Raw genomic sequence first — 21,133 nt, forward strand, 5'->3', positions numbered from 1 at the left:
TTTCGCTTAAGTGTGCGTTACAGGGCGTCAGCTCTTATAAGGTAAGAATAGTTGATGCTTAGGTAACCGAACGACTCTTGCTGGTATAGAACCGCCCACGACTCTAACTCATAACTGTCCAATGATGAGTTAAAGTAGATGTTCTAAGGGCGGCTTTGAGCGAAGTTTAGCCTTTCGAACCAGTTCATTCATAGTAAATGATTGTTCAGGTTGTGTGTTTTTTGTGTGCGAATACTCAGAGCTTTCATTTTAAATACTGTCTATATTTCTTTCAAAGAGTAAACAACGTAACGTGCTATTCATCCTTAATATTCATTACGAGCAGCTTTGTGCAAGTTTACCGCTTTATTTGAGATTATTAATAGATCTCATTTATTGAAATGTAATAAACAGCCTCTCAAACACCCAAAAAGACGCAATTGAGCCAACGAAGTATGCTGCCGTTGTTGCAGCATGTTTTGGTAGCGGTCTTACTTTATGTATCAATTTGCCAACAAGCAGTAAAGCAACAACAAAAGCAATTTGCCCAAGTTCTACGCCGACATTAAAAAAGAGTAGTGCTATTGGAGCATCGCTTTGTGGCAAGCCGATATCGAGAATTGCTCCAGCAAAGCCAAACCCATGTAGCAAACCAAATGCAAAAGCGATTAACCAAGGCCATTGTGTGGCAATACTGGTGACGCCGCGCCGCTGGCGGATAGCCTCTACGCAGACAAGCATAATGCTTAGCGCTATTAGCACTTCCACAGGAGCTGAAGGCAAACTGAAGTAACCTAGCGCAACGCCTGCTAAAGTAATTGAATGTGCAGCGGTGAACGCTGTGATTGTTTTGATAAGAGTTTTAAAACCTCTGACAATTAGCAATAGTGCTAACACGAATAACAGATGGTCAATGCCCAATAAAATATGTTCGACGCCTAACACGGTGTAAGTGCCAGCTACTTGCCATGGTGAATAAGCAACAGGGATTTGAACAAAATTCTGTTTCGGTTGTATCAGTAATGTATGTGAACTGCCATCCAATAACTTGACGGTCACAAGTGTGTCGATAGTTGTACTGCTTAAGTTAGTGATTGATAAGCCTGAGCCAGATAGTGATCGCTCTCCGGACAGGGTGTAACGATATACAACAAAGCCCTCTATTGCGGTGTAGTGGCCTAGGGAAGTGAGGGAAAATTGCTCATCAAACTGTGGTTGTATATCAACAACGCGATTACCGTTACTCGGGACCTTCCACATAATGTTGTAAACAGTGGGTTGAGTTTCATGGATTTGTAAATACGCAGGACGTATTTCATGAGCAGTGGCATATCCGCTAGAAGCGAGTAGCACCAACACAATTAGGTTAATTAGCCACTTCATCGTTTATATGCTAACCCTTCAATCGGAGTTAAATCTGGTATATCTGCGGTTATCGTCACGGTATAGTTTTTCAACAAGTCTTTATAGATTTTTTCTTGCGCTTTTAAAACAGATTGGTATTCGTATTCACGGGCGACGTATTCCTTGACTGCCTCAAAATCTGGGAGCGTAGCATCTTGACGATGAGTTACTTTTACAAGGTGCTTACCATAGCCAGAATCGACTGGGCCAAACCAAGTGTTTAGTGGTGCGGTATTTAGCGCGTCGGTGAAACTCTTACCAAAAGAATTATCGACGATGTTATTTGGGGTAAGCTCCCAATTATTGGCAACCGAAAGCTTTTGGGAGCGGGTTGCAGGAATAGACTTATCCTGCTTAAGCGTGTTTAGAACTTGTGCTATTTTTGTCTCTAGGTTTGATTCACTTTCTAAAAATAATACCTGCTCAAACTGCAATGCTGGCGGCAGCATAAACAGACTGTGATTAGAATGAAAATAGTCCCTCAAAGCCTTATCGGTGGGAGGAGACATTAGCGTGCTTAAATCGTTGGCAACCGCCTCCATTTTCTGCGCCAAACGCTTGCGAATGATGGCATCATTATGATCTAAATTGAGCTTCATTGCCTCTCGATAAAACACCTCTTGGCGCAAATAGTGGTCTATTATGGCCTGTAAATCTTTCGTTTGTGGCTCTTTTTTCCATTGTAGCGTCCACAAATTCGTGAGGTGGTCCAATTCTTGTTGGTCAATCACTATGTGGTTATCATCATCTATTGCGGTACTGCTTTGTTCTACATAGCTAAAATAAGCCCAAAACAAAACAGCACCAATGGCAATAAAGTGAATCAGTGGATCCTTCACAACTTGCTTTAACATCTATTATTGCACCTCATACCAGATAGGCGATGCCCATGCCCGCTCAACAATTTGTCGCTTAACATCTTTCGGGTAAGTAACACCTGCATTTAATTCATCATACAAAGTCCAGCGAGCTGTGGGTAATTGCAGCACGCGAACGTAATAAAAAGCTTGCAGCGTGGGATCAAAATCAGGATCTGTCCAAACAGCCTTTAGTTCAGGGCTACCCTTTTGCTTGTTGAATTCACCCGTCTTGAGGTTAATTGGTGCATTAACAGGCTCAACAGAACCGTCATCTTTAAGACGGTTGCCGGAGGCTACAACGTTATAGATAGTGTCTTTCATTTCACCATTTTCATACCAACCTTTAATAATCTGAATACGGTCTAAGTTAGGACCTATAGGGTCTTTTACAGCCCAAACCAGAAACTGTGGCGCTTTTGTACCTTTATAGTTCCCACCCATTGGAACGCCCTTTGCGTACCCGTCTTCTACTAACTTTTCATAACTAGAGTAGCTTTTATCGAACCCCTGACCGGCAAAGAAACGAACTTTCATACGTGGGCCACTGGTGGCGTAAGTTTCTTTGGCAAGCATTGAATCCCAAATGGCAGAGCGAGTGTTGGACTGAGCCCACACCGCAGCGAGTGCGCCAGGGTTTGCGTCTGCAATCAGCATTTCACCATCAAGTTCATTCTTGGAACGGCCTTCAGCCTTTTGGTCTGCAAGACCATGACTACCTACTCTGTAGTTATCTTCCTCAACATTACTTGGTGTACCGTTGTGGCTATCTGTGCCACCGACAAAGCCATATTTAAACGGGTTTACGCCTAATTGCTCTTGGTATTTAATACCTCGGCCCAAGCCATAACGAACGTAGTTTTCTTTGATAAAAGCACGACCATTAAATTTCTGAATGGTGACTGCATTTTCAAAATCAGCAAATTCATCGTTAGGCCAAAAGTTAGGAATAACTTCAGAGTTACCCTTTACTTGCATCATTTCAATGAGCGGTTCCATACTGGCTCTTGTTTGTGCATAGTCTTTATCAACGGGCTTGCCTGATAAAGATGCTTCAGCGAACAATAAGCCTTTACTCTCATTCGAGTTATGCGGAATCGCAAACACCTTTCGACCTTCCTCACGTTGTGATTTCATCCACGCCCACAGTTGCTCAGGTCTACTGCCCTCGTTAGAAGAAAATGGCACATCGGGAAGGTTAGTGTCTCGGAATAAAATGTTGCGATGTTGGTTTGCCCCGCCTGGAGCAGATGTCCATTCATAAGCATGAATGGTGGTGAATTTACCTGGCTCGTAATGCGCTTCTGTGGCCTCAATATTTTTTTGCCATGTTGACTTAACCGCCTCTGTACCTTGATAAAAGTCAGGGTGGGGACTCCCGCCTCCAGCTAGAGGAGTAAGTACATATTGATTGTAAAGTTTGAGAGCAGTGGTTAAATCCTTAGCTTCCCTAAATGCTTTGGCAATTTCATGGTCATAACCCGGCGCACCTTCATTCATTAAACTGTATGCTTCACCCATGAATTCAGAATGGTCAGTTACAGCAACAAAGTCTAGTGGTCGTTTAATTTTGTGCATACTGCCGTTGACCATCATTTTTTCGCCTTTGGCAAATCGGTATGCGTCCTCAGGTGTTAACCTGTTCCCTGCAATAAATGCATCCATTGAGACGCCGGTATGAACATGTGTTTCGCCAAAGTAAGCGTCTTTTAATGGATTTTTCTTTACTTTGGCTTCAGCTTCTTCCCAAGAATTAGCTGCTGCCGCACTGCTAATACAATAAATTGCAGGCAACATAAGCAGGCATATTAATGAGCGTAAAGAGGTAGTCATAACGAGAATCCTTTTGACGAGTGAGCAAAATACATCCAATACTTATTAAAGTTAATATCATTAAGAGGTTAACGCAACATATCGACAGAAAAATAAAATGAGAGAGTTAGTAGTAACCATATACCCAAATGATAGTCTCTAACTATTTAGCAGAAATCTAAAAATAGTTAATACTCTGACCCCCTGTTAACAGGGGGGCAGAGTAAACTGTTATTTCAGTTCATATTTAATCTTATGTAATTGACCAGTAAAAGCGAATGGCGCTTTATCGTAGTAGCTTCGTGTAACAGTTGAGCCAAGATCTTGGCCACCGTTAGGCGCTTTTCCTTGTTGGGTATATTCAAGGGTAAGCGTGACCTCGCCTGAAGGTAAGCTTGATCAGATTTAACAATATAGTGGTGCTCGTTAAAGAAGTTTATTACGTAAACAGGTTTACTGTCATCAATATATAAACTGTATCCAGCACTGCCGCGCCAACAGCAACTAGGTATATTGAAAAAGTTTAGCTTAATAACAATTTTTATATCTCTAACAGGAAATGCCACCGAGCTGCAAACTAAGCAGCTGGTAGATGAGTTTATTCAAAACCAATATAAAGACCACTTCCCAGAGTTAGTCTCTGATGATGAAAGTGATCCTCGTTGCTGCCCCAGCAAGAAAACCACTTTACGCTACCGTATTTATAAGAGTGATTTAGTTAAGTTATAGCCTGATTGTATTGCTTCAGGCTATAAATCAAGAGTCAGCAAATATGATATTCACCATGTGGTTTGTTGCTGAACATAAAGGCTTGTAACTCAGATTTAAGTACTTCGACGATGTCGTTTGTAAATGGCGTTCTGATTTCACCAGAGTCTAAATATCTAAGTAAATCAATTTCATGTTTGAGTGCAGACTGAATAGAATAGTCAATTGGGTAAGTAACTTTAAACTGCTTACGTGATATCACGTTGTCGTGGTTTTCAATATCAACATAAAAAGTTAATTGCTCGTCTTCTTCGCAAATGTCGCTACAGCTGCCTTGCTCACGAATACAATCTAAAACAATATTTCTGATGAAAATATCAAATTCGTTCATATTAATCCCTCAATTTTTGCCCATCCATTGGGTACAACTGAAATCTAGCAAAAAATAATTAATCTAGCCAACTCAATTTTGCAGCTTTTGGATTAACTCTTTCTGAATGGGTTGATTTAAAAGCATTAGAGGGACGTAGGAGTTAGTTAATAGAGAATAGTCGTTAGAGGATAGGATGCGCGAAACAAGTTTCACGCCTACGTTGTAGCAGCGGCTTTATGCCGCGTCATTGATAAATTTTTAACGAGAAACGAGATAAAACGCGATGTAAAATCGCTGCTACACAATCAGGTCCATACCAAATATAAAATCTGACGGGCTAAAGCCCGACCTACAAAGTCGTCATTTATGGCGATAAGGGGGGAGGTAGACGCGCATCTCGCAACTCGATCCTCGTAACTTTCCCCTTTCCCCTAGTTACTCGCTAACTACTCGTAGAGCCTAGAGCCTAGAGCCTAGAGCCTAGAGCCTAAAGGCTAGCCCCTAGCCCCTAGCCCCTAAAACCTCCCCCCTAACAATCTCTGCGCCTTTACTTAGCGCACTGAGCTTAGCGCTTGCTATGTGGCGAGGGAGGGGGGCCATACCGCAGTTTGTGCATGGATAAAGCTTGTCGGCATCAACATATTTCAGGGCTTCGCGTAATGTGTGTGCTACTTCATCTGGGGTTTCAATTTCATTGCTTGCTACATCAATGGCACCAACCATCACTTTTTTGCCGCGTATAAGTGCTAATAGCTCAATAGGTACGCGAGAGTTGTGGCACTCAAGTGAAATAATATCGATATTCGATTTTTGAAGTTTCGGAAATACTTCTTCGTATTGGCGCCATTCATTGCCCAGTGTTTGTTTCCAGTCAGTGTTGGCTTTAATGCCATAGCCGTAGCAAATGTGTACGGCGGTTTCGCACTTTAAGCCTTCGATTGCTCTTTCTAGGCACTTAATGCCCCAGTCATTCACATCATCGAAGAACACATTAAACGCAGGCTCATCAAATTGAATAATATCAACACCCGCAGCTTCGAGCTCTTTCGCTTCTTGATTGAGGATTTTGGCAAATTCCCACGCTAGTTTTTCACGGCTTTGATAGTGGGCGTCATACAAGGTGTCGATCATGGTCATAGGCCCTGGTAATGCCCATTTTATAGGTTGCTTGGTTTGCGAACGCAAAAACTTGGCGTCTTCAACAAACACTGGTTTGCTGCGTGATACCGGGCCAATCACACTTGGTACACTGGCTTCGTAGCGATTACGAATGGTCACTGTTTTACGGTTCTCAAAATCAACGCCATTTAAGTGTTCGATAAAGGTCGTTACAAAGTGTTGGCGGGTTTGCTCGCCGTCGCTCACGATATCAACGCCAGCTTGTTGTTGCTCTTGTAAGGCAACACGCAGCGCGTCTTGTTTGCCGTCGATAAGTTCTGCACCTTGCAATTTCCAAGGTGACCATAAGGTTTCAGGCTCAGCAAGCCAAGCTGGTTTTGGTAAACTGCCTGCTGTCGATGTTGGTAATAACTTTTTCATTTTTACTCTCATTAAATTGCGTAGTTGGCAGACCATTTTTCAAGTACTGATTGATAAGGCTTAATAAAGTGTTGCTCAGTAAATTTACCTTGCTCAATCGCCAGTTGGCTGCGCTCTTCACGGTCGTAAACAATTTGCGTGATAGAGTGATCGGCGTTTCTTAAATTGGGTTGATAGCAACTACCTGCCACGGCATTGGCGTTATAAATTTCTGGACGGTAGATTTTCTGGAATGTTTCCATGGTGCTAATCGTGCTGATCAACTCTAAGTTGGTGTAATCGTTCAGCAAGTCACCAAAGAAATAAAACGCCAGCGGAGCGACTGTGTTTGGTGGCATAAAATAGCGCACCTGCAAGCCCATTTTTTTAAAGTATTGCTCGGTTAATGACGACTCATTTGGTAGGTACTCTGCACCTAAAATTGGGTGTTGGTTTTCTGTACGATGGTAGGTTTTGTTATCAGACACGCTTAAACAAATAACCGGTGGTTTTTTAAAGTGCTGTTTGTAAGTCTCTGAGTCAATGAAGTATTTAAAGAGTTTACCGTGTAAGTCACCAAAGTTTTCGGGAATGCTAAATTCGTTTTTCGCTTTGTTATGATCAAGCAGCAGTACGCTAAAATCATAATCACGCACGTAAGATGAAAAGTTATTACCAACAATACCTTCGATACGTTCATTAGTTTGGTGATCAATGATATTAGTTTTTAGTACTTCAATTGACGGGAATGACTCTGTGCTTTGTGCAATTTCTAAATCAACAGAGATGATCTCAAGCTCTACAGAGTAGCGGTCGCCTTGCGGGTTATCCCAGTTTGCTAGCGCATTAAAGCGGCTATCAATCATTTTTAATGCATTACGCAAATTCTGTTGGCGACTTTCACCGCGAGCTAGGTTTGCAAAGTTTGTGGTAAGTCGTGTGCTATTTGACGGATGATAATTCTCGTCGAGGCAAATGCTTTTAATTGTAAATCTGAAATCGTTGTTCATGGCAATGTATCCAAAAGTCCTGAGATAAATGATTGCTGCTCACCTTCCTTAACTCGTTAGGTCATTAACCTTAGGTTGCTCTGCAGCGGTAATGAATTTATACGTGGTCAGCACCATGAAGAAAAACGTTTTTATTTCAGGTAAAACATGAGGCAGATTCATGCTGCTTTGTTGTTTTAGTTCTAAAACAGCAACTGAGAATGAAAAAATGTTTCAAAGTTAATTTGGACGTCTAGATTTCTAAATGGATTTCTTAGAGTTGCAGTAATTTCATATAAAACGTGAGTAATATTCACTACTTAACCCTACTTTTGAGAACAACCCCGTACTTTATTGTTGTTATACTCGGTTCCCTAAACCAACAACACAGACAAATACAATGAATGAATTAATCGTGCTTATTATTGCTTGCGCCATACTTGGCAGCGGGGTGGGCTTTTTAGCGGGGCTCTTAGGGATTGGTGGAGGCCTAGTGATTGTGCCCATATTAAGCATGATCTTGCTGCACTTTCAGGTGTTACCTGCTGAGCAAGTTGTGCTGGTGGCGATTGCTACATCGCTTGCCTCAATTCTTTTTACTTCAACGTCATCAGCTATCGCTCACCACAAAAATGGTAATGTGCCTTGGCAATTGGCTCCGTGGGTTATGACTGGGGTTGCACTAGGTGCACTTATCAGTGGCTTTTTGGCTTCGCTATTACCCGCAAATGTGGTGCGAATTGTATTCGCTGTGAGTGTGGTGCTTATTGCATTAAAAATGATTTTCAGCAGTAAAAACGACAGCCAAACAACACGAACGCTACCTAATAAAGGCCTTTTGACACTTTATACAACCATCACGGGTGGTCTATCAGCCATGATAGGTATTGGCGGTGGTGCGGTACTTGTGCCGTTACTTACGTTTTTCTCGGTCGATATGAAAAAAGCCATTGGTTGTGCCTCGGCGTGCGGTATTGTCATTGCGCTATTTGGATCTGTGGGCTATATCAGCTCGGGCAGTCAGTACTTTACATTAAAAGAGGGCTTTGCAGGCTTTGTTTATTTACCGGCCTTGTTTGGTATTGTTTGTACTTCGTGGTTTACCGCACCATTAGGTGCAAAAGCAACGCATCATTTGCCTGTGTCTACCATCAAGAAAATTTTTGCAGGGCTTTTGGTAATTATGGCTGTGAATATGCTTACAAAGTAGTTTTAACTACTAAATCTACTTTGCGATTTATTTAAAGTTAGCAGTGCTTTTTAAACCAACACTCAAAAAACTCTATAAACGCTTTCACTTGCCGAGGTTGAAATTGCCTGCTTGGATATATCACCTGTAGGCCGACACTTTTTTTATCGCTGTGGCTAAATCCTCGAACATACTCATCTAGTATCAAAATAAGGTCGCCTGTTTTGAGGTCATTTTTGATATCAATGTATGATTTTAAGGCTATGCCATGGCCTTGATTTGCCCAGCGTCTTACCACCTCACCGTCTGAGCATGAAAGGTGGGGAGCTACTTTAATAGAAAAGTGCGTGTTATCTACCTCAAAATGCCAGTCATTTAGCGGTTGCCCAAGCCGCTCAAGTACAAGGCAACGATGATTTTTTAAATCTTCGGGATGTCTTGGCAAGCCAAACGATTCTATATAGCTAGGTGAGGCGCATAGAACACGGCGGTTATTACATAGCGGGCGGCTAATCAAGTTACTATCAGGCAAATTGCCGAATCTAAATGCCAGATCAATGCCTTCCTCAACAATATTGGTAACCCCATCTGTCAGTACTAAATGCGGTTTAACGCCTGGGTGATTATTGATGAATTCTGCTAATGCGGGTGCAACAAACTGGCGACCAAAGTCTGATGTTGCAGATAGTTTCAGCTGGCCTCTTAGGCTTTGTTGCGACTCTTGAAGTATGTTTTCAGTGTTTTCTACCTCTGCTAATACTCTTAAACAGCCACTATAAAAACGTTCGCCTGCATCTGTTAAGGCAATACTGCGCGTATTACGCGTCAACAATCGCGTATTGTAATTTTGCTCAATTTTATTAATTCGTGCTGTCATGCTTGCAGGCGAAAGGCCCAGTTTTCTTCCCGCAGCGGCTAAACCTCCCGCTTTTACAACGTGAACAAAAAGCGCCATATCATCAATTTTTGACATTATTCTTCAGTTTTAGTGAATACTGATTTAACTCTAAGGCTAATTATCAATTTAGTCAAAATAGTTAAACTCATTTCATCACTTGAAGGAGATAGAAATGCAGCTTAATCACGCTCTGCTTTTAGCAACGAATATCCAGCACATGGCTCAGTTTTTAGAGTCGTCGTTAGGCCTTAAAAAGGGGCCAAGGCCAGCATTTGGTTTTGATGGTGTTTGGTTATATGACGACTTGGATACGCCATGCATTCATATAGCAGCTAAGTTTGGCATAAATGAATCGCAATCTGATTACTTAACCCAAGCTTCGGTATCAACAGAAGCAGTGGGCTTATCAACGGTTGACCACCTTGCTTTCTTTGCAACTGATTATCAAGAAGTTAAAGCACGGCTAGAAGCAACTTCAATACCATTCGTTGAACGGGAAGTGCCGGCAGCGAATGAGCATCAAGTGTTTATTCAAGGGCCTGATGGCTTAAAAATAGAAATTTTATTTACACGCAGCGAGCTTATTTAAAGGGTACACATATGAAAAATAGAGTATTTAACACAGACCAAATTGGTCATCACAAAACCGCAAATAAAATAGTGATGGCTCCTATGACCCGTTCACGTACGGCTCAACCAGGCGATATTCCGACAAGTCTAATGGCAGAATATTATGCGCAACGAGCCAATGCGGGTTTTATAGTATCAGAGGCGACGCAAATTTCTGCACAAGGAAAGGGCTACTCATTTACCCCCGGGATTTATACTGAAGAGCAAATCAACGGGTGGCGCAAAGTAACGCAGGCTGTTCATCAGCAAAATGGACTCATTTTTTCTCAGTTATGGCATGTTGGCAGAATGTCGCATGGTGTCTTTCATCCAGACGGCTTGCCGGTTGCGCCAAGTGCTATTGCTCCAAATGCTCAAGTGTGGGTGGTTAATGAAAATGGCGAAGGCCAAATGCTTGATTGTCCTACACCACGTGAATTATCGACCAATGAAATTAAGGACATTGTTGAAGACTATAAACAAGCTGCTTTAAATGCGATTGCAGCAGGGTTTGATGGCGTTGAGGTACATGCAGGCAATGGCTATTTAATCGATCAATTTCTAAGGCAAACATCAAACAAACGTACCGATGAATACGGTGGTAATATTGAAAATAGAGCAAAGTTCGCGCTGCAAATCATTACCTCAATTAGCCAAGCTATCGGCCCAGAAAAAACGGCTATTCGATTAGCTCCTTTTATAACGCAAAGAGGCATGGATGATCCGCAAGCAATCGATGCCATTTTATATTTAGCTAAAAAGTTTGATGAACTTGGCATTGCTTACCTGCATTTAGCGGAAGCTGATTGGGATGATGCTCCCCTCGTAACTGATGAGTTTAGAGTTAAATTACGTGAAAGCTTTGGTGGCAAAATAGTGGTTGCAGGAAATTACACATTAGCAAAGGCCGATAAACTAATTGGTGAAGGCTTAGTTGACTATGTTGCATTCGGCAGAAAGTTTATTGCAAACCCTGATTTACCTTATCGTTTAGAGCACAATTTACCTCTGAATGAAATATCAGATCCTACTACTTTATTTGGTGGTGATGAGCGAGGTTACACAGACTACCCAGTATATCAGGGGAATAAATGATGAAATTTTTAAAGCCATTTTTAATTGCGTCGGTATTTGTTTTAAGTTGCATAGGTGTCGCTCAAGCGAAGGAGGCAACATCTGTATTTTGGCCTGATGATACTCAACTTGTGATCTCTATTTCGATGCAGTTTGAGGCAACAGCGCAAGACCAATCAGATCCGGGTCCGTTTCCACCGCAAGAGGAGGGTTATCCAGACACTATTTCACCCTCTTGGTACCAGTACGGCATGAATGAAGGCATACCTAGACTGCTAGATTTATGGGATAAGCATAATATTAAAGTCACCTCTCACATGGTTGGTCGTGCTGTTGAGTTAAACCCTGAGTTAGCAAAAGAGGTCGTGCGGCGCGGGCATGAAGCATCAGGGCACGGACAAACATGGACCCCTCAATACTCAATGAGTGAAGAGCAAGAGCGACAGTCATACATAAAAAGTGCAAATATCATTGAAAAAGTAACAGGGCAGCGACCTGTGGGGTTTAATGCTTTTTGGATGAGGCATTCAAAAAATACCCTAAAAATCCTTAAAGAATTAGGTTTTATTTATCATATAGACGATTTATCTCGTGATGAGCCATCGCTAACACCTGTTGGAAGTGACGACATTGTTGTTGTTCCATACACGTTTAGAAACAACGATATAGTTCGATACACTGGCAGCACAGCCATGACTGGTAAGGCGTATTTACAAGAGCTTAAAGACGAGTTTGATGTACTCTACAAAGAAGGCAAACAACGCAGAAGAATGATGTCTATCAGTGCTCACGATAGATTAGCGGGCACTCCCGCTAGAGTGAAAGCGTTGGATGACTTTATAACCTATGCAAAGCAGCACAAGGGGGTTAAGTTTATGCGTAAAGATGACATAGCAAAATGGATTCTACGCCAAGACAATGTGCCAAAAAACTCACCCCGAACTTTTGAAGAGGATTTGTTATGAAATACACACTAACCTTTATTGCATTACTTTTATCTGGCTGTGCCTCACAGCAGCAAATGGGTGAGTTTGAGGATGTCGTAATCGCAGATCATCACTGCCCAGGGGAAATAGATCGAAGCTATAACACCACGATTTATAGCTCAGACGAACCTGAAAAAATTGGCAAAACTGAAGTCACTACACATTGCACTCCAGTTAAAACAGAAACTGAATTTGAAAGAGACTTAAGGGAGCATCAGTAACTTCTTTAAACTCCTCAAAATATATTTGCTAAGGCTGCAATTATGCTTGTTAAATAGTATTAACGTATTAATTCGACAAGATGAAAGTCGTTTGTTAGTGTCAGTTAAGCCGTTTTTAGGCTGCTTAACTGACTTTTTCGAAAGCTGCAGGCGCTAATTAAGGACTATTTTTTAAGGAAAACTCTATGGATCGTCGGTACTCTCAAGCGAGAAAAAAAACGCTAAGCTCTTTATTTGTTGCTCTATCACTAATGGCTTTGCCAGTGACTGCTGAGTCAACAAAACCTCTCGAGACTCACCATGCTTATATGAGCCAAGTTCTCAATGCAAACCAACAAGCTCCCCTTACAGGTTTTGCACTTCATGTGATTGTTGATGATGGACATGCTTTTTCAACGGCAAAGCAAAGTAAAGAAAGTGCGCCGCAAGTTATTAACCCAAATAGTTTATTTAGAATTGCCAGTGTGACTAAAACTTTCACTGCGGCAACGGTGCTACGTTTGCACGAGGAAGGAAAATTAAACCTTGATACAACGCTTGATAAGTTAATTTCTGACGACTTTTTTGCGCTTCTTGAAAGCGATGGCTATGCCCTTGATAAAATAACGATAAAGCAAGTGCTGAGTCATACGGCAGGGCTATACGATCACGCCCAAAGCGATCAGTATTTAGCTGGCATAATGGCAAACCCGCAGCAAGATATTACGATGCGCGAGCAAATTAAAGGGTGTGTAGAGTGGGGCGACCCAGTTGGTAAACCTGGTGAGCGTTTTTCATATTCAGATACCGGTTATGTGTTACTCGGCCATATTATTGAAAGAGTGACAGATTTACCGCTACCTGAAGCGGTTCGTCAATACTTAAGTTTCGACAAAAATCGTATTGAAAATGTGATCTGGGAGCGTGGTGACTCGGTTGCTGTGAATGAGTCTCGTCGCGTACATCAATACTTGCACGGCACCGACACCTTTAATTGGAGCCCAACAGTCGATTTATATGGTGGCGGTGGGCTTGTTGCCAGCCCAATCGGTATGGCTAAATTTTATCATGCTTTATTTTCAGGTAAGGTTTTCAAACATACTGAAACGCTCAAACTCATGCTATCGGATAAAGGCTTACCAGCAGAAAGCCCTTATCGTTTGGGGGTATTTGCAAAAGAATATAACGGCACCTTGGTTTATCAACATGGTGGCTTTTGGGGCACTTTGGTGATGTATGAACCAACAACGCAGGTGGTGGTAGCAGGGGCTGTTACTCAGCAAAAAGACTACGCCAAGCTTGAAAAAGTAATGAGTGACTATTTAACTTTACAAGTAAAATCAGCACTCTAAACACGCCAAAATCTAAGCTGGCGCACAGGTGCGCCAGGTTCTTTCTTCAGTTCAATTTAAGCTAAGTCATTATATAAGAAAAATAACTTGCACATCCAATATAACAAAAATATTATATAACCAAATTGTTATGGAGTGAATCGTGAAAGTTCTCTTTTTATGTACAGAAAATTCAGCCCGATCAATTATGGCTGAGGCGTTGCTTAAACATCATGGTAAAGGTGAGTTTGAAGTATTTAGTGCGGGCACAGAACCTTATGCGGTAGACACTCGTACGCTTGCGGCTATTGAGCATTTTGGCTTAAAAACCGATGACTTACACTCAAAGCACTTAAATGATGTAACTAACCTGCATTTTGATTATGTAATTACATTGTGCGACAAGGCAGCAAAAGAATGTGCAAATCGTGTTGATGGCACACATTGTTTAGGCTGGGACTTTGTTGATCCTAAAACGCGTCCTGAACCACACGCCTTTGAAAAAGCCTTGCAAGAAATCAATGAGCGAATTAAACAGTTTGTGCAATCTCATAACAAAGAAAAACCAGTATCGATTTCGCCAACCACATTTTATAAAGCCCTTGCAGATGATATTCGTTTAAAAAGCTTACTGCTTATCGCCGTTGAGCAAGAGGTTTGCGTATGCGAACTAATGACGGCACTTAACGAGCAGAGCCAACCAAAGGTTTCAAGGCATTTAGCGCAACTTAAAAAACAGGGCATTTTGTCGGATAGAAAACACCAGCAGTGGGTGTTTTACTCTTTAAACCCGACTCTACCTATGTGGATGAAACAAACAATTACCTCGACCGTGGTAAACGAACCAAATTTCATAGAAAACGAGTTAGCAAGGCTAAATGCGATGGGCGATGATCGCCCAACCCGTGTTGCTCGTTGCTGCAATTAAGGACTGAAAATGGGTGTTTTTGAACGATATTTATCTGTATGGGTTGCTGCTGCTATCGCCATCGGTGTGACGCTTGGGGTGATGTTTCCGCCTTTATTTGAGCTAATAGCGAAAGCCGAAGTGGCCCATGTAAACATTGTTGTTGCACTGTTTATTTGGGTAATGATCTACCCGATGATGGTGCAAGTTGATTTTTCAACGATTAAAGAAGTCGGTAAGAATCCTAAAGGGCTGATGCTCACTTTAATCATTAACTGGCTTATCAAACCGTTTTCAATGGCCGCATTAGGTTGGTTATTTTTTGAAGGGTTATTTGCTGATTTTGTTAGCCCTGAAACGGCGCAAGAATATATTGCTGGCATGATTTTACTTGGTGTTGCACCTTGTACAGCAATGGTGTTCGTGTGGTCACAACTGACAAAAGGTGATGCAAATTATACCTTAGTGCAAGTGTCTGTGAACGACATCATTATGATTTTTGCTTTTGCACCTATTGCGGGGTTATTGCTAGGGGTGTCTGATATTCATGTACCTTGGCTTACACTGATGATTTCGGTTGTGCTGTATGTATTGCTGCCACTTATCGCCGGGGTATTAACACGAAAAGCTCTTAATAATTCAGCACAAAATGAGGTTGCTGTGCAGTCATTTTTAGAGAAAATTAAACCTTACTCAGTTATTGGTTTACTGGCCACAGTGGTCTTACTGTTTGGGTTTCAGGCCAACACGATTTTAGCCCAACCGCTTAACATTGTACTGATTGCCATTCCGCTTGTTTTGCAAACCTACGGTATTTTTGCAATCACCTATTTCATTGCGTTAAAGCTCAGGCTTAAGCACAACATTGCAGGGCCAGCCTGTTTAATTGGTACTTCTAACTTTTTTGAGTTAGCGGTCGCAGTGGCTATTTCATTATTTGGTTTGCACTCGGGTGCAGCATTAGCAACCGTTGTTGGGGTTTTGGTCGAAGTACCTGTAATGCTGTCGCTAGTTGCAATCGTTAATAAAACAACACATTGGTTTAAAGAGTAATTGGGGAGTCATAATGCAATCACATCCATTTGATATTTTACAGTTAGAAACTGGGGCATTTATTTTTACCCCTTGCCCAGGCACAAAAGGCGTTGGCTTATCACAGTCTGTTGCTGATTTAAAAGCGGCAGGTGCAAAAGCCATTATTACTCTAATGTACGATGAAGAGCTTGTTAAAAATGGGGCGCAGCAGCTTGCAATCGAATGTGAGCAAGCCGGCCTTAGCTGGTTTCAGTTACCTATTTTGGATGATGACGCGCCAAACGAAGCGTTTAGTCTAGCTTTCAACAAACACCTTAACGAGGTTCTTGCCATCATAAAAAGCGGTGGTAGCGTGGCTGTGCATTGTAAAGGTGGCTCAGGCCGTACAGGCTTAGTTATTGGTTTATTAATGCATGAGCTTGGCTATGCTAAAAACGACATAGTTAATCAAGTGCAGGCTATTCGCCCTAAATCGTTGCATAACTCAGTACAACGTTCATATTTCGACAATTTTCAAAAAGTAGGAGCTTAACAATGGCAATTAAAGTAGGCATTAATGGTTTTGGCCGTATGGGCCGTTTATCGCTAAGAGCAGCGTTTGCATGGGACGACGTTGAGTTTGTGCAAATTAATGACCCAGCGGGTGATGCAGCAACACTCGCTCACTTACTAAAGTATGATTCGGTACACGGTATTTGGCCTCATGAGGTTGAAAGTAACGACAATGCTGTGATCATCGATGGCCACGAAATTAACGTTACGCAAAATAAAACGATTGCAGACACTGATTGGTCTGGTTGCGATATTGTTATTGAAGCCTCTGGCGTGATGAAAAAAACCGAGTTACTGCAAGCCTATCTTGATCAAGGTGTGAAGAAAGTTGTTGTCACTGCCCCTGTAAAAGAAGACGGTGTGCTGAACGTTGTAATGGGTGTAAATGATGATTTATACGATGTACAGCAGCATAATATTGTTACAGCTGCATCATGCACTACCAACTGTTTAGCGCCTGTGGTTAAAGTTCTGCAAGAGAAAATTGGTATCAAACATGGTTCAATGACCACTATTCACGATATCACTAATACGCAAACTATCTTAGATGCGCCCCATAAAGATTTACGCCGTGCTCGCGCATGCGGCATGAGCTTAATTCCAACTACAACGGGCTCTGCAACAGCGATTACACATATTTTCCCTGAACTTAAAGGCAAATTAAACGGCCACGCGGTTCGTGTGCCTTTAGCAAATGCATCAATCACTGACTGTGTGTTTGAGGTTGAAAAGCCAACCACCGCTGAGCAAATTAACCAATGGATGCAAGAAGCCGCAGAAGGCCAATTAAAAGGCATTTTGGGTTATGAAGAAAAGCCTCTTGTTTCTATCGATTACAAAACCGATCCACGCTCAAGCATTGTTGATGCGTTATCAACCATGGTTGTGAACGAGACACAAGTTAAGCTGTATGTTTGGTACGATAACGAATGGGGTTACGCAAACCGCACCGCCGAACTTGCCCGTAAAGTTGCGCGATCACTTCAAGGTTAAAAGCAATGACGCGTTTGGCTAATCTTCCCGCTGATATAAAGCAGTACTTAATTGTCACTGGGAATTACTGGGCATTTACGCTAACAGATGGTGCATTGAGAATGTTGGTAGTACTGCATTTTCATGCGCTTGGCTACTCGCCTTTGAGTATTGCCATGCTGTTTTTGTTTTATGAGATTTTTGGTGTTGTCACTAACTTAGTGGGCGGCTATTTAGGCGCAAGGCTTGGTTTAAACAAAACCATGAATATTGGCCTTGCCATACAGGTTGCAGCCTTGTTCATGTTGGCAGTCCCCCCTGAATGGCTAAGTGTAGCCTATGTGATGCTAGCGCAAGCGCTGTCGGGCATTGCAAAAGATCTCAATAAAATGAGTGCTAAAAGCTCAATTAAAATGCTGGTTGCTAGTGGCCAAGAAGGCACCTTGTTTAAATGGGTGGCGATACTTACGGGCTCTAAAAACGCATTAAAAGGTGTGGGCTTCTTTTTAGGTGGCTTACTACTGACATTAATGTCGTTTAAAGGCGCAATGCTCGCGATGGCAGCCACTTTGCTGGTGGTGTGGTGTTTTAGTATATATGCACTTAAAAATGATTTAGGCAAAGCCAAAAACAAACCTAAGTTTAACGAGATATTTTCAAAAAGCAGTTCAATTAATATCTTGTCAGCCGCGAGGTTGTTTTTGTTTGGTGCCCGTGATGTTTGGTTTGTAGTTGCACTTCCGGTGTTTTTATCGAAAGTCTTTGATTGGGACCACTGGACCGTGGGGGCTTTCTTAGCTAGCTGGGTCATTGGTTATGGGGCTGTGCAATCTTTTGCTCCTAAAATCATTAAGCTTAATAAGCAAACATCACCAAGTGCAGAAACAGTTAAGTGGGCATCACTGCTTGCTTTAGTCACCTTAGCCATTACCCTTGCTATTGGCTTTGAGTGGGCTGTAAAACCAATGCTGATAGGCGGGTTGATGTTATTTGGTGTGCTATTCGCGATTAACTCATCTTTGCACAGCTACTTAATTGTTAGTATGGCTGATGCCGATGGCGTATCACTCGATGTCGGGTTTTACTATATGGCCAATGCCATGGGGCGCTTAATTGGCACTGTGTTGTCGGGATTAGTGTTTCAGCTTTATGGCTTAGCAGCTTGTTTGGCTATATCACTGTTATTTATTGTTATTACAGCCCTTATTTCGACTAAATTACCAAAACAAATTTAGTTAAATCTTAACACGCCCTATAAAGGTAAGCATGCTTTCTTGCTTACCTTAGTTCATGCATAGCATCAGAAATAATAAAATCAGTCACCTTCAGGCTTGAAAAGCTCTTCGAGCATTGGCTGTGGGTTGTTTAGAAACGCTTTTGTAATTTGGTAATGCTCAGTATCTTCATAATTTATTTGTTCAATACCCTGCACTCCTACTTGGTAGATCCTTGCGCCTGGGTACGCCATTAAAATTGGTGAGTGTGTGGCAATAATGAACTGAGAGTTTTGTTCAATTAGTTGAAACATACGACTTAAAACAGCCAACTGTCTAGAAGGAGAAAGTGCGGCCTCAGGCTCATCTAAAATGTAAAGCCCATTGCCGATGAAGCGGTTTACCATAAGCGCTAAAAACGATTCGCCATGTGATTGGTGATGAAGGGATGTACCACCATAAGAATCTATCAGCTTAGGTTCTCCAGAAAACCCCGAATCTAAGTCATCAATATTTGATGCAACGTTATAGAAGCTTTCAGCACGTAAAAAGAATCCATCTTTGTATCTCTTAAACGATTTTGAGAGTAGCAAGTACTTATGAAGCTCTGAATGCGATTGCTGAGTTTGAAAGTTAAAGTTTTTAGAGCCACCTTCGGCGTTAAAACCTAAGGCGATAGCGATTGCTTCTAAGAGAGTAGATTTTCCTGAACCATTTTCACCCACAAATATTGTTACATGTTTCGAAAAGTCTATTTCAAAGAGCTGATTAACCGCAGGAATAGAGAACGGGTATGTGTTAAAAGAGAAAACGTGATCTCGTTTGAGTGTCACCTTTTGTAGATACGGTAATGCTTCCATACACAATATTCCTAATAAAGGCCTAAAATAAGCAGCAAAAAAAGACAAAATGCCCACTTGATTCAAAACGAGCAAATGCTAGAACTGCTGGTTTCTTAGGTTTAATTATAAGCCTCAAGTGCAAATAGTTTATATAGCTAAAAAGCGAAACCGCAGTTAAGTTTCGCTTTCATCTTTGTTTTCTTGTAACTTACTTAGCAACAAAAATGATAAGTAGGTTGTTATGTCTGGGTATGCTTTTGTTAGGCAAGGAATAAAGCCATTTTTAATTGTGGTATTGTTGTTCGTTATTTATATATTTTTTCCACGAGAAGCTGCGATCTTTGCAACCAATTCAGAATCTTCAAATGATATAAAAACTACGCAGCAAGTTGTGGCACAAGTAAGCATACCTGCCACAAAGCCTGACACGAATTTGCTAGCTGATGAATCAACGGAGCAAGGGAGTGAAGTTAATGACAGCCGTGAACTTATTATCAAAAACCCGCCAAATTGGCGTTTTGATGGTGTGTTTATTGACTATTTTACAGAGCTAAAGCAACGTGCTCAGCAAGGTGATGCTGAGGCTAACTACCTCATCGCGCAAAACCTTAAGTATTGTTTTAATGCGCCTTTAGATGAACAGGCCCTTGAAGAAAAATTGGCTGAAATCTATGAGTTTAGTGATGCTGGCGATATACAAAGCCGTGTTTTAGATAAATATGAGTATTGCCAAGGATTAGATTTAGCAACGCGGCGTTCTTTTTACAGTTATTTGGCAGAGGCTGCAGAAAATGGCTCCGCTTATGCGCAGCAAACGTTTGCTGGGCTAACGCCCGAATTTTATATGAAGTCACAATTTCCTGAGAAGTTGTCACGTGCAGAGTTCATCAAAAATCGTGATAGTTTTAAAGAGCGTAAAACCGCATTTTTAGAGCAAGCAGCGAAGCAGGGCAGTGAACAAGCGCTAATGAGTTTAGCGAGCATGTATTACAGCAAACAAGTTGGTGAGCATAGTGCAGCAAAAGCTTACGCTATAAATCGACTCATTATGGAAATCACGCAAAATAACGATGTGTATAATCGTTATGCGTGGTTTGAGCAAAGACAATACCCGACACTTTCAGATGAAGAGCTGAGTATTGCGAACAATTTATTTGATCAGTGGCTTTTGCAAATAAATAAAAATGGTACATTGTATTCAAAAAACTGAATACCCAAAGAATTAATAACCCAAAGCAAGGATGGCAGTTATGTTTGAACCAAACTATGCAAGTTACACTCTTGATGAGCTGTTAGATTGCAAAGCAAATATAGATTCACAAGCATGGCCTGACCGCCTAAAAGACATCGAAAATGCGTTGAGTGTTTATGCCAGTCAATCTGCTGAGCATGAAAAACAGTACAAACAAGCAGTGTTTAATGCATATTGTGAGACGTTACGCCACGATCTAACCATCAGTATCGACGATAATATTCTGTGGTTTTTAAGACCGTTTTCTAAGCAAGCTAAAGATATTACCCCCAGTACGTTTGCTGGCGAAGTTTGCCCTCTTTGCAAAGCAAAGCTTAACGCAACAACTTGGGCTGCTGGCTGGCAGTTGAGCTGCGAACATTGTGAAGTAACAGGGATTGTTGTTGAAAAGTTTGGCTATTAAAAAAGTTAGCTTATTGAAATTGCTGTGTA

At 41.6% G+C, this 21,133-nt stretch carries 22 protein-coding genes; 14 read left to right on the forward strand and 8 right to left on the reverse strand.

All coding sequences use genetic code 11. The annotated features are described in order from the left end of the window. Positions 1-372: 372 nt before the first annotated feature. From MTF66_RS02210 to MTF66_RS02220, 3 genes are read right to left on the reverse strand one after another with little or no spacing between them, the layout of a single operon-like run. Positions 373-1,362: a HupE/UreJ family protein gene (locus tag MTF66_RS02210; protein ID WP_248526208.1), complete on the reverse strand. Its 990-nt coding sequence runs from the start codon at positions 1,360-1,362 to the stop codon at positions 373-375. Then, on the reverse strand, positions 1,359-2,237 hold the full coding sequence (locus tag MTF66_RS02215; RefSeq protein WP_248526209.1) for a peptidyl-prolyl cis-trans isomerase: 879 nt from the start codon (positions 2,235-2,237) through the stop codon (positions 1,359-1,361). Before MTF66_RS02215 ends, MTF66_RS02210 begins: the two co-directional genes overlap by 4 nt. A 3-nt stretch (positions 2,238-2,240) precedes the next feature. Next, positions 2,241-4,073, reverse strand: a complete 1,833-nt coding sequence (locus tag MTF66_RS02220) for a DUF3604 domain-containing protein (protein WP_248526210.1) — start codon at positions 4,071-4,073, stop codon at positions 2,241-2,243. Between the two features lie 492 nt (positions 4,074-4,565). On the opposite strand from MTF66_RS02220, the gene MTF66_RS02225 reads away from it, so the two are divergent. Next, positions 4,566-4,781 carry a hypothetical protein gene (locus MTF66_RS02225; RefSeq protein WP_248526211.1) on the forward strand — a complete coding sequence of 72 codons (216 nt, stop codon included), beginning with the start codon at positions 4,566-4,568 and terminating at the stop codon, positions 4,779-4,781. A gap of 34 nt (positions 4,782-4,815) precedes the next feature. On the opposite strand, the gene MTF66_RS02230 is transcribed toward MTF66_RS02225, so the two are convergent. From MTF66_RS02230 to MTF66_RS02240, 3 genes are all read right to left on the reverse strand, one after another. After that, positions 4,816-5,151 (reverse strand): hypothetical protein, encoded by a 336-nt coding sequence (locus tag MTF66_RS02230; RefSeq protein ID WP_248526212.1) that lies wholly within the window; start codon positions 5,149-5,151, stop codon positions 4,816-4,818. Between the two features lie 483 nt (positions 5,152-5,634). Next, on the reverse strand, positions 5,635-6,672 hold the full coding sequence (locus tag MTF66_RS02235; protein WP_248526213.1) for a methionine synthase: 1,038 nt from the start codon (positions 6,670-6,672) through the stop codon (positions 5,635-5,637). Positions 6,673-6,683: 11 nt separating this feature from the next. After that, complete coding sequence (locus MTF66_RS02240) at positions 6,684-7,661, reverse strand: DUF1852 domain-containing protein (protein WP_248526214.1); 978 nt, start codon at positions 7,659-7,661, stop codon at positions 6,684-6,686. 379 nt (positions 7,662-8,040) lie between these two features. Here MTF66_RS02240 and MTF66_RS02245 point away from each other — a divergent pair, with 379 nt between their 5' ends. Continuing rightward, the gene (locus MTF66_RS02245; protein WP_248526215.1) at positions 8,041-8,850 is read left to right on the forward strand and encodes a sulfite exporter TauE/SafE family protein; all 810 of its coding nucleotides are present in this window, start codon (positions 8,041-8,043) and stop codon (positions 8,848-8,850) included. A 37-nt stretch (positions 8,851-8,887) separates the two neighbouring features. On the opposite strand, the gene MTF66_RS02250 is transcribed toward MTF66_RS02245, so the two are convergent. After that, a complete protein-coding gene (locus MTF66_RS02250; RefSeq protein WP_248526216.1) occupies positions 8,888-9,802 on the reverse strand; it encodes a LysR family transcriptional regulator in 915 nt (304 codons plus the stop codon). Between the two features lie 97 nt (positions 9,803-9,899). Between MTF66_RS02250 and MTF66_RS02255 the strand changes: the two genes are divergently transcribed. From MTF66_RS02255 to arsJ, 10 genes are all read left to right on the forward strand, one after another. Continuing rightward, on the forward strand, positions 9,900-10,316 hold the full coding sequence (locus tag MTF66_RS02255; RefSeq protein WP_063528711.1) for a hypothetical protein: 417 nt from the start codon (positions 9,900-9,902) through the stop codon (positions 10,314-10,316). 11 nt (positions 10,317-10,327) lie between these two features. Then, a complete protein-coding gene (locus MTF66_RS02260; RefSeq protein ID WP_248526217.1) occupies positions 10,328-11,431 on the forward strand; it encodes an alkene reductase in 1,104 nt (367 codons plus the stop codon). Continuing rightward, positions 11,428-12,375 carry a polysaccharide deacetylase family protein gene (locus MTF66_RS02265; RefSeq protein WP_248526218.1) on the forward strand — a complete coding sequence of 316 codons (948 nt, stop codon included), beginning with the start codon at positions 11,428-11,430 and terminating at the stop codon, positions 12,373-12,375. Before MTF66_RS02260 ends, MTF66_RS02265 begins: the two co-directional genes overlap by 4 nt. After that, positions 12,372-12,617 carry a hypothetical protein gene (locus MTF66_RS02270; RefSeq protein WP_058584498.1) on the forward strand — a complete coding sequence of 82 codons (246 nt, stop codon included), beginning with the start codon at positions 12,372-12,374 and terminating at the stop codon, positions 12,615-12,617. The genes MTF66_RS02265 and MTF66_RS02270 overlap by 4 nt, the downstream gene beginning before the upstream one ends. Before the next feature lie 185 nt (positions 12,618-12,802). Continuing rightward, entirely contained in the window at positions 12,803-13,948 is a 1,146-nt protein-coding gene (locus tag MTF66_RS02275) for a serine hydrolase (RefSeq protein ID WP_248526219.1), read from the forward strand. 187 nt (positions 13,949-14,135) lie between these two features. Then, positions 14,136-14,855, forward strand: a complete 720-nt coding sequence (locus MTF66_RS02280; RefSeq protein ID WP_248526487.1) for a metalloregulator ArsR/SmtB family transcription factor — start codon at positions 14,136-14,138, stop codon at positions 14,853-14,855. A 9-nt stretch (positions 14,856-14,864) separates the two neighbouring features. Continuing rightward, positions 14,865-15,887, forward strand: a complete 1,023-nt coding sequence (arsB, locus tag MTF66_RS02285; protein ID WP_248526220.1) for an ACR3 family arsenite efflux transporter — start codon at positions 14,865-14,867, stop codon at positions 15,885-15,887. Positions 15,888-15,900: 13 nt separating this feature from the next. Then, a complete protein-coding gene (locus MTF66_RS02290; protein WP_248526221.1) occupies positions 15,901-16,401 on the forward strand; it encodes a dual specificity protein phosphatase family protein in 501 nt (166 codons plus the stop codon). 2 nt (positions 16,402-16,403) lie between these two features. Next, entirely contained in the window at positions 16,404-17,414 is a 1,011-nt protein-coding gene (locus MTF66_RS02295; protein WP_248526222.1) for an ArsJ-associated glyceraldehyde-3-phosphate dehydrogenase, read from the forward strand. A 5-nt stretch (positions 17,415-17,419) separates the two neighbouring features. Continuing rightward, positions 17,420-18,628, forward strand: coding sequence for an organoarsenical effux MFS transporter ArsJ (gene arsJ / locus MTF66_RS02300; RefSeq protein WP_248526223.1), 1,209 nt, complete (start codon positions 17,420-17,422; stop codon positions 18,626-18,628). Between the two features lie 80 nt (positions 18,629-18,708). Here arsJ and MTF66_RS02305 read toward each other — a convergent pair whose 3' ends face one another. Next, positions 18,709-19,467 (reverse strand): AAA family ATPase, encoded by a 759-nt coding sequence (locus tag MTF66_RS02305; protein ID WP_248526224.1) that lies wholly within the window; start codon positions 19,465-19,467, stop codon positions 18,709-18,711. A gap of 223 nt (positions 19,468-19,690) precedes the next feature. On the opposite strand from MTF66_RS02305, the gene MTF66_RS02310 reads away from it, so the two are divergent. Together MTF66_RS02310 and MTF66_RS02315 are read left to right on the forward strand one after the other, a co-directional pair. Continuing rightward, positions 19,691-20,659, forward strand: a complete 969-nt coding sequence (locus MTF66_RS02310) for a hypothetical protein (protein ID WP_248526225.1) — start codon at positions 19,691-19,693, stop codon at positions 20,657-20,659. A 40-nt stretch (positions 20,660-20,699) separates the two neighbouring features. Then, positions 20,700-21,104, forward strand: coding sequence for a hypothetical protein (locus MTF66_RS02315; RefSeq protein WP_248526226.1), 405 nt, complete (start codon positions 20,700-20,702; stop codon positions 21,102-21,104). Positions 21,105-21,133 lie beyond the last annotated feature (29 nt).

This window comes from Pseudoalteromonas sp. 2CM39R, assembly GCF_023161845.1.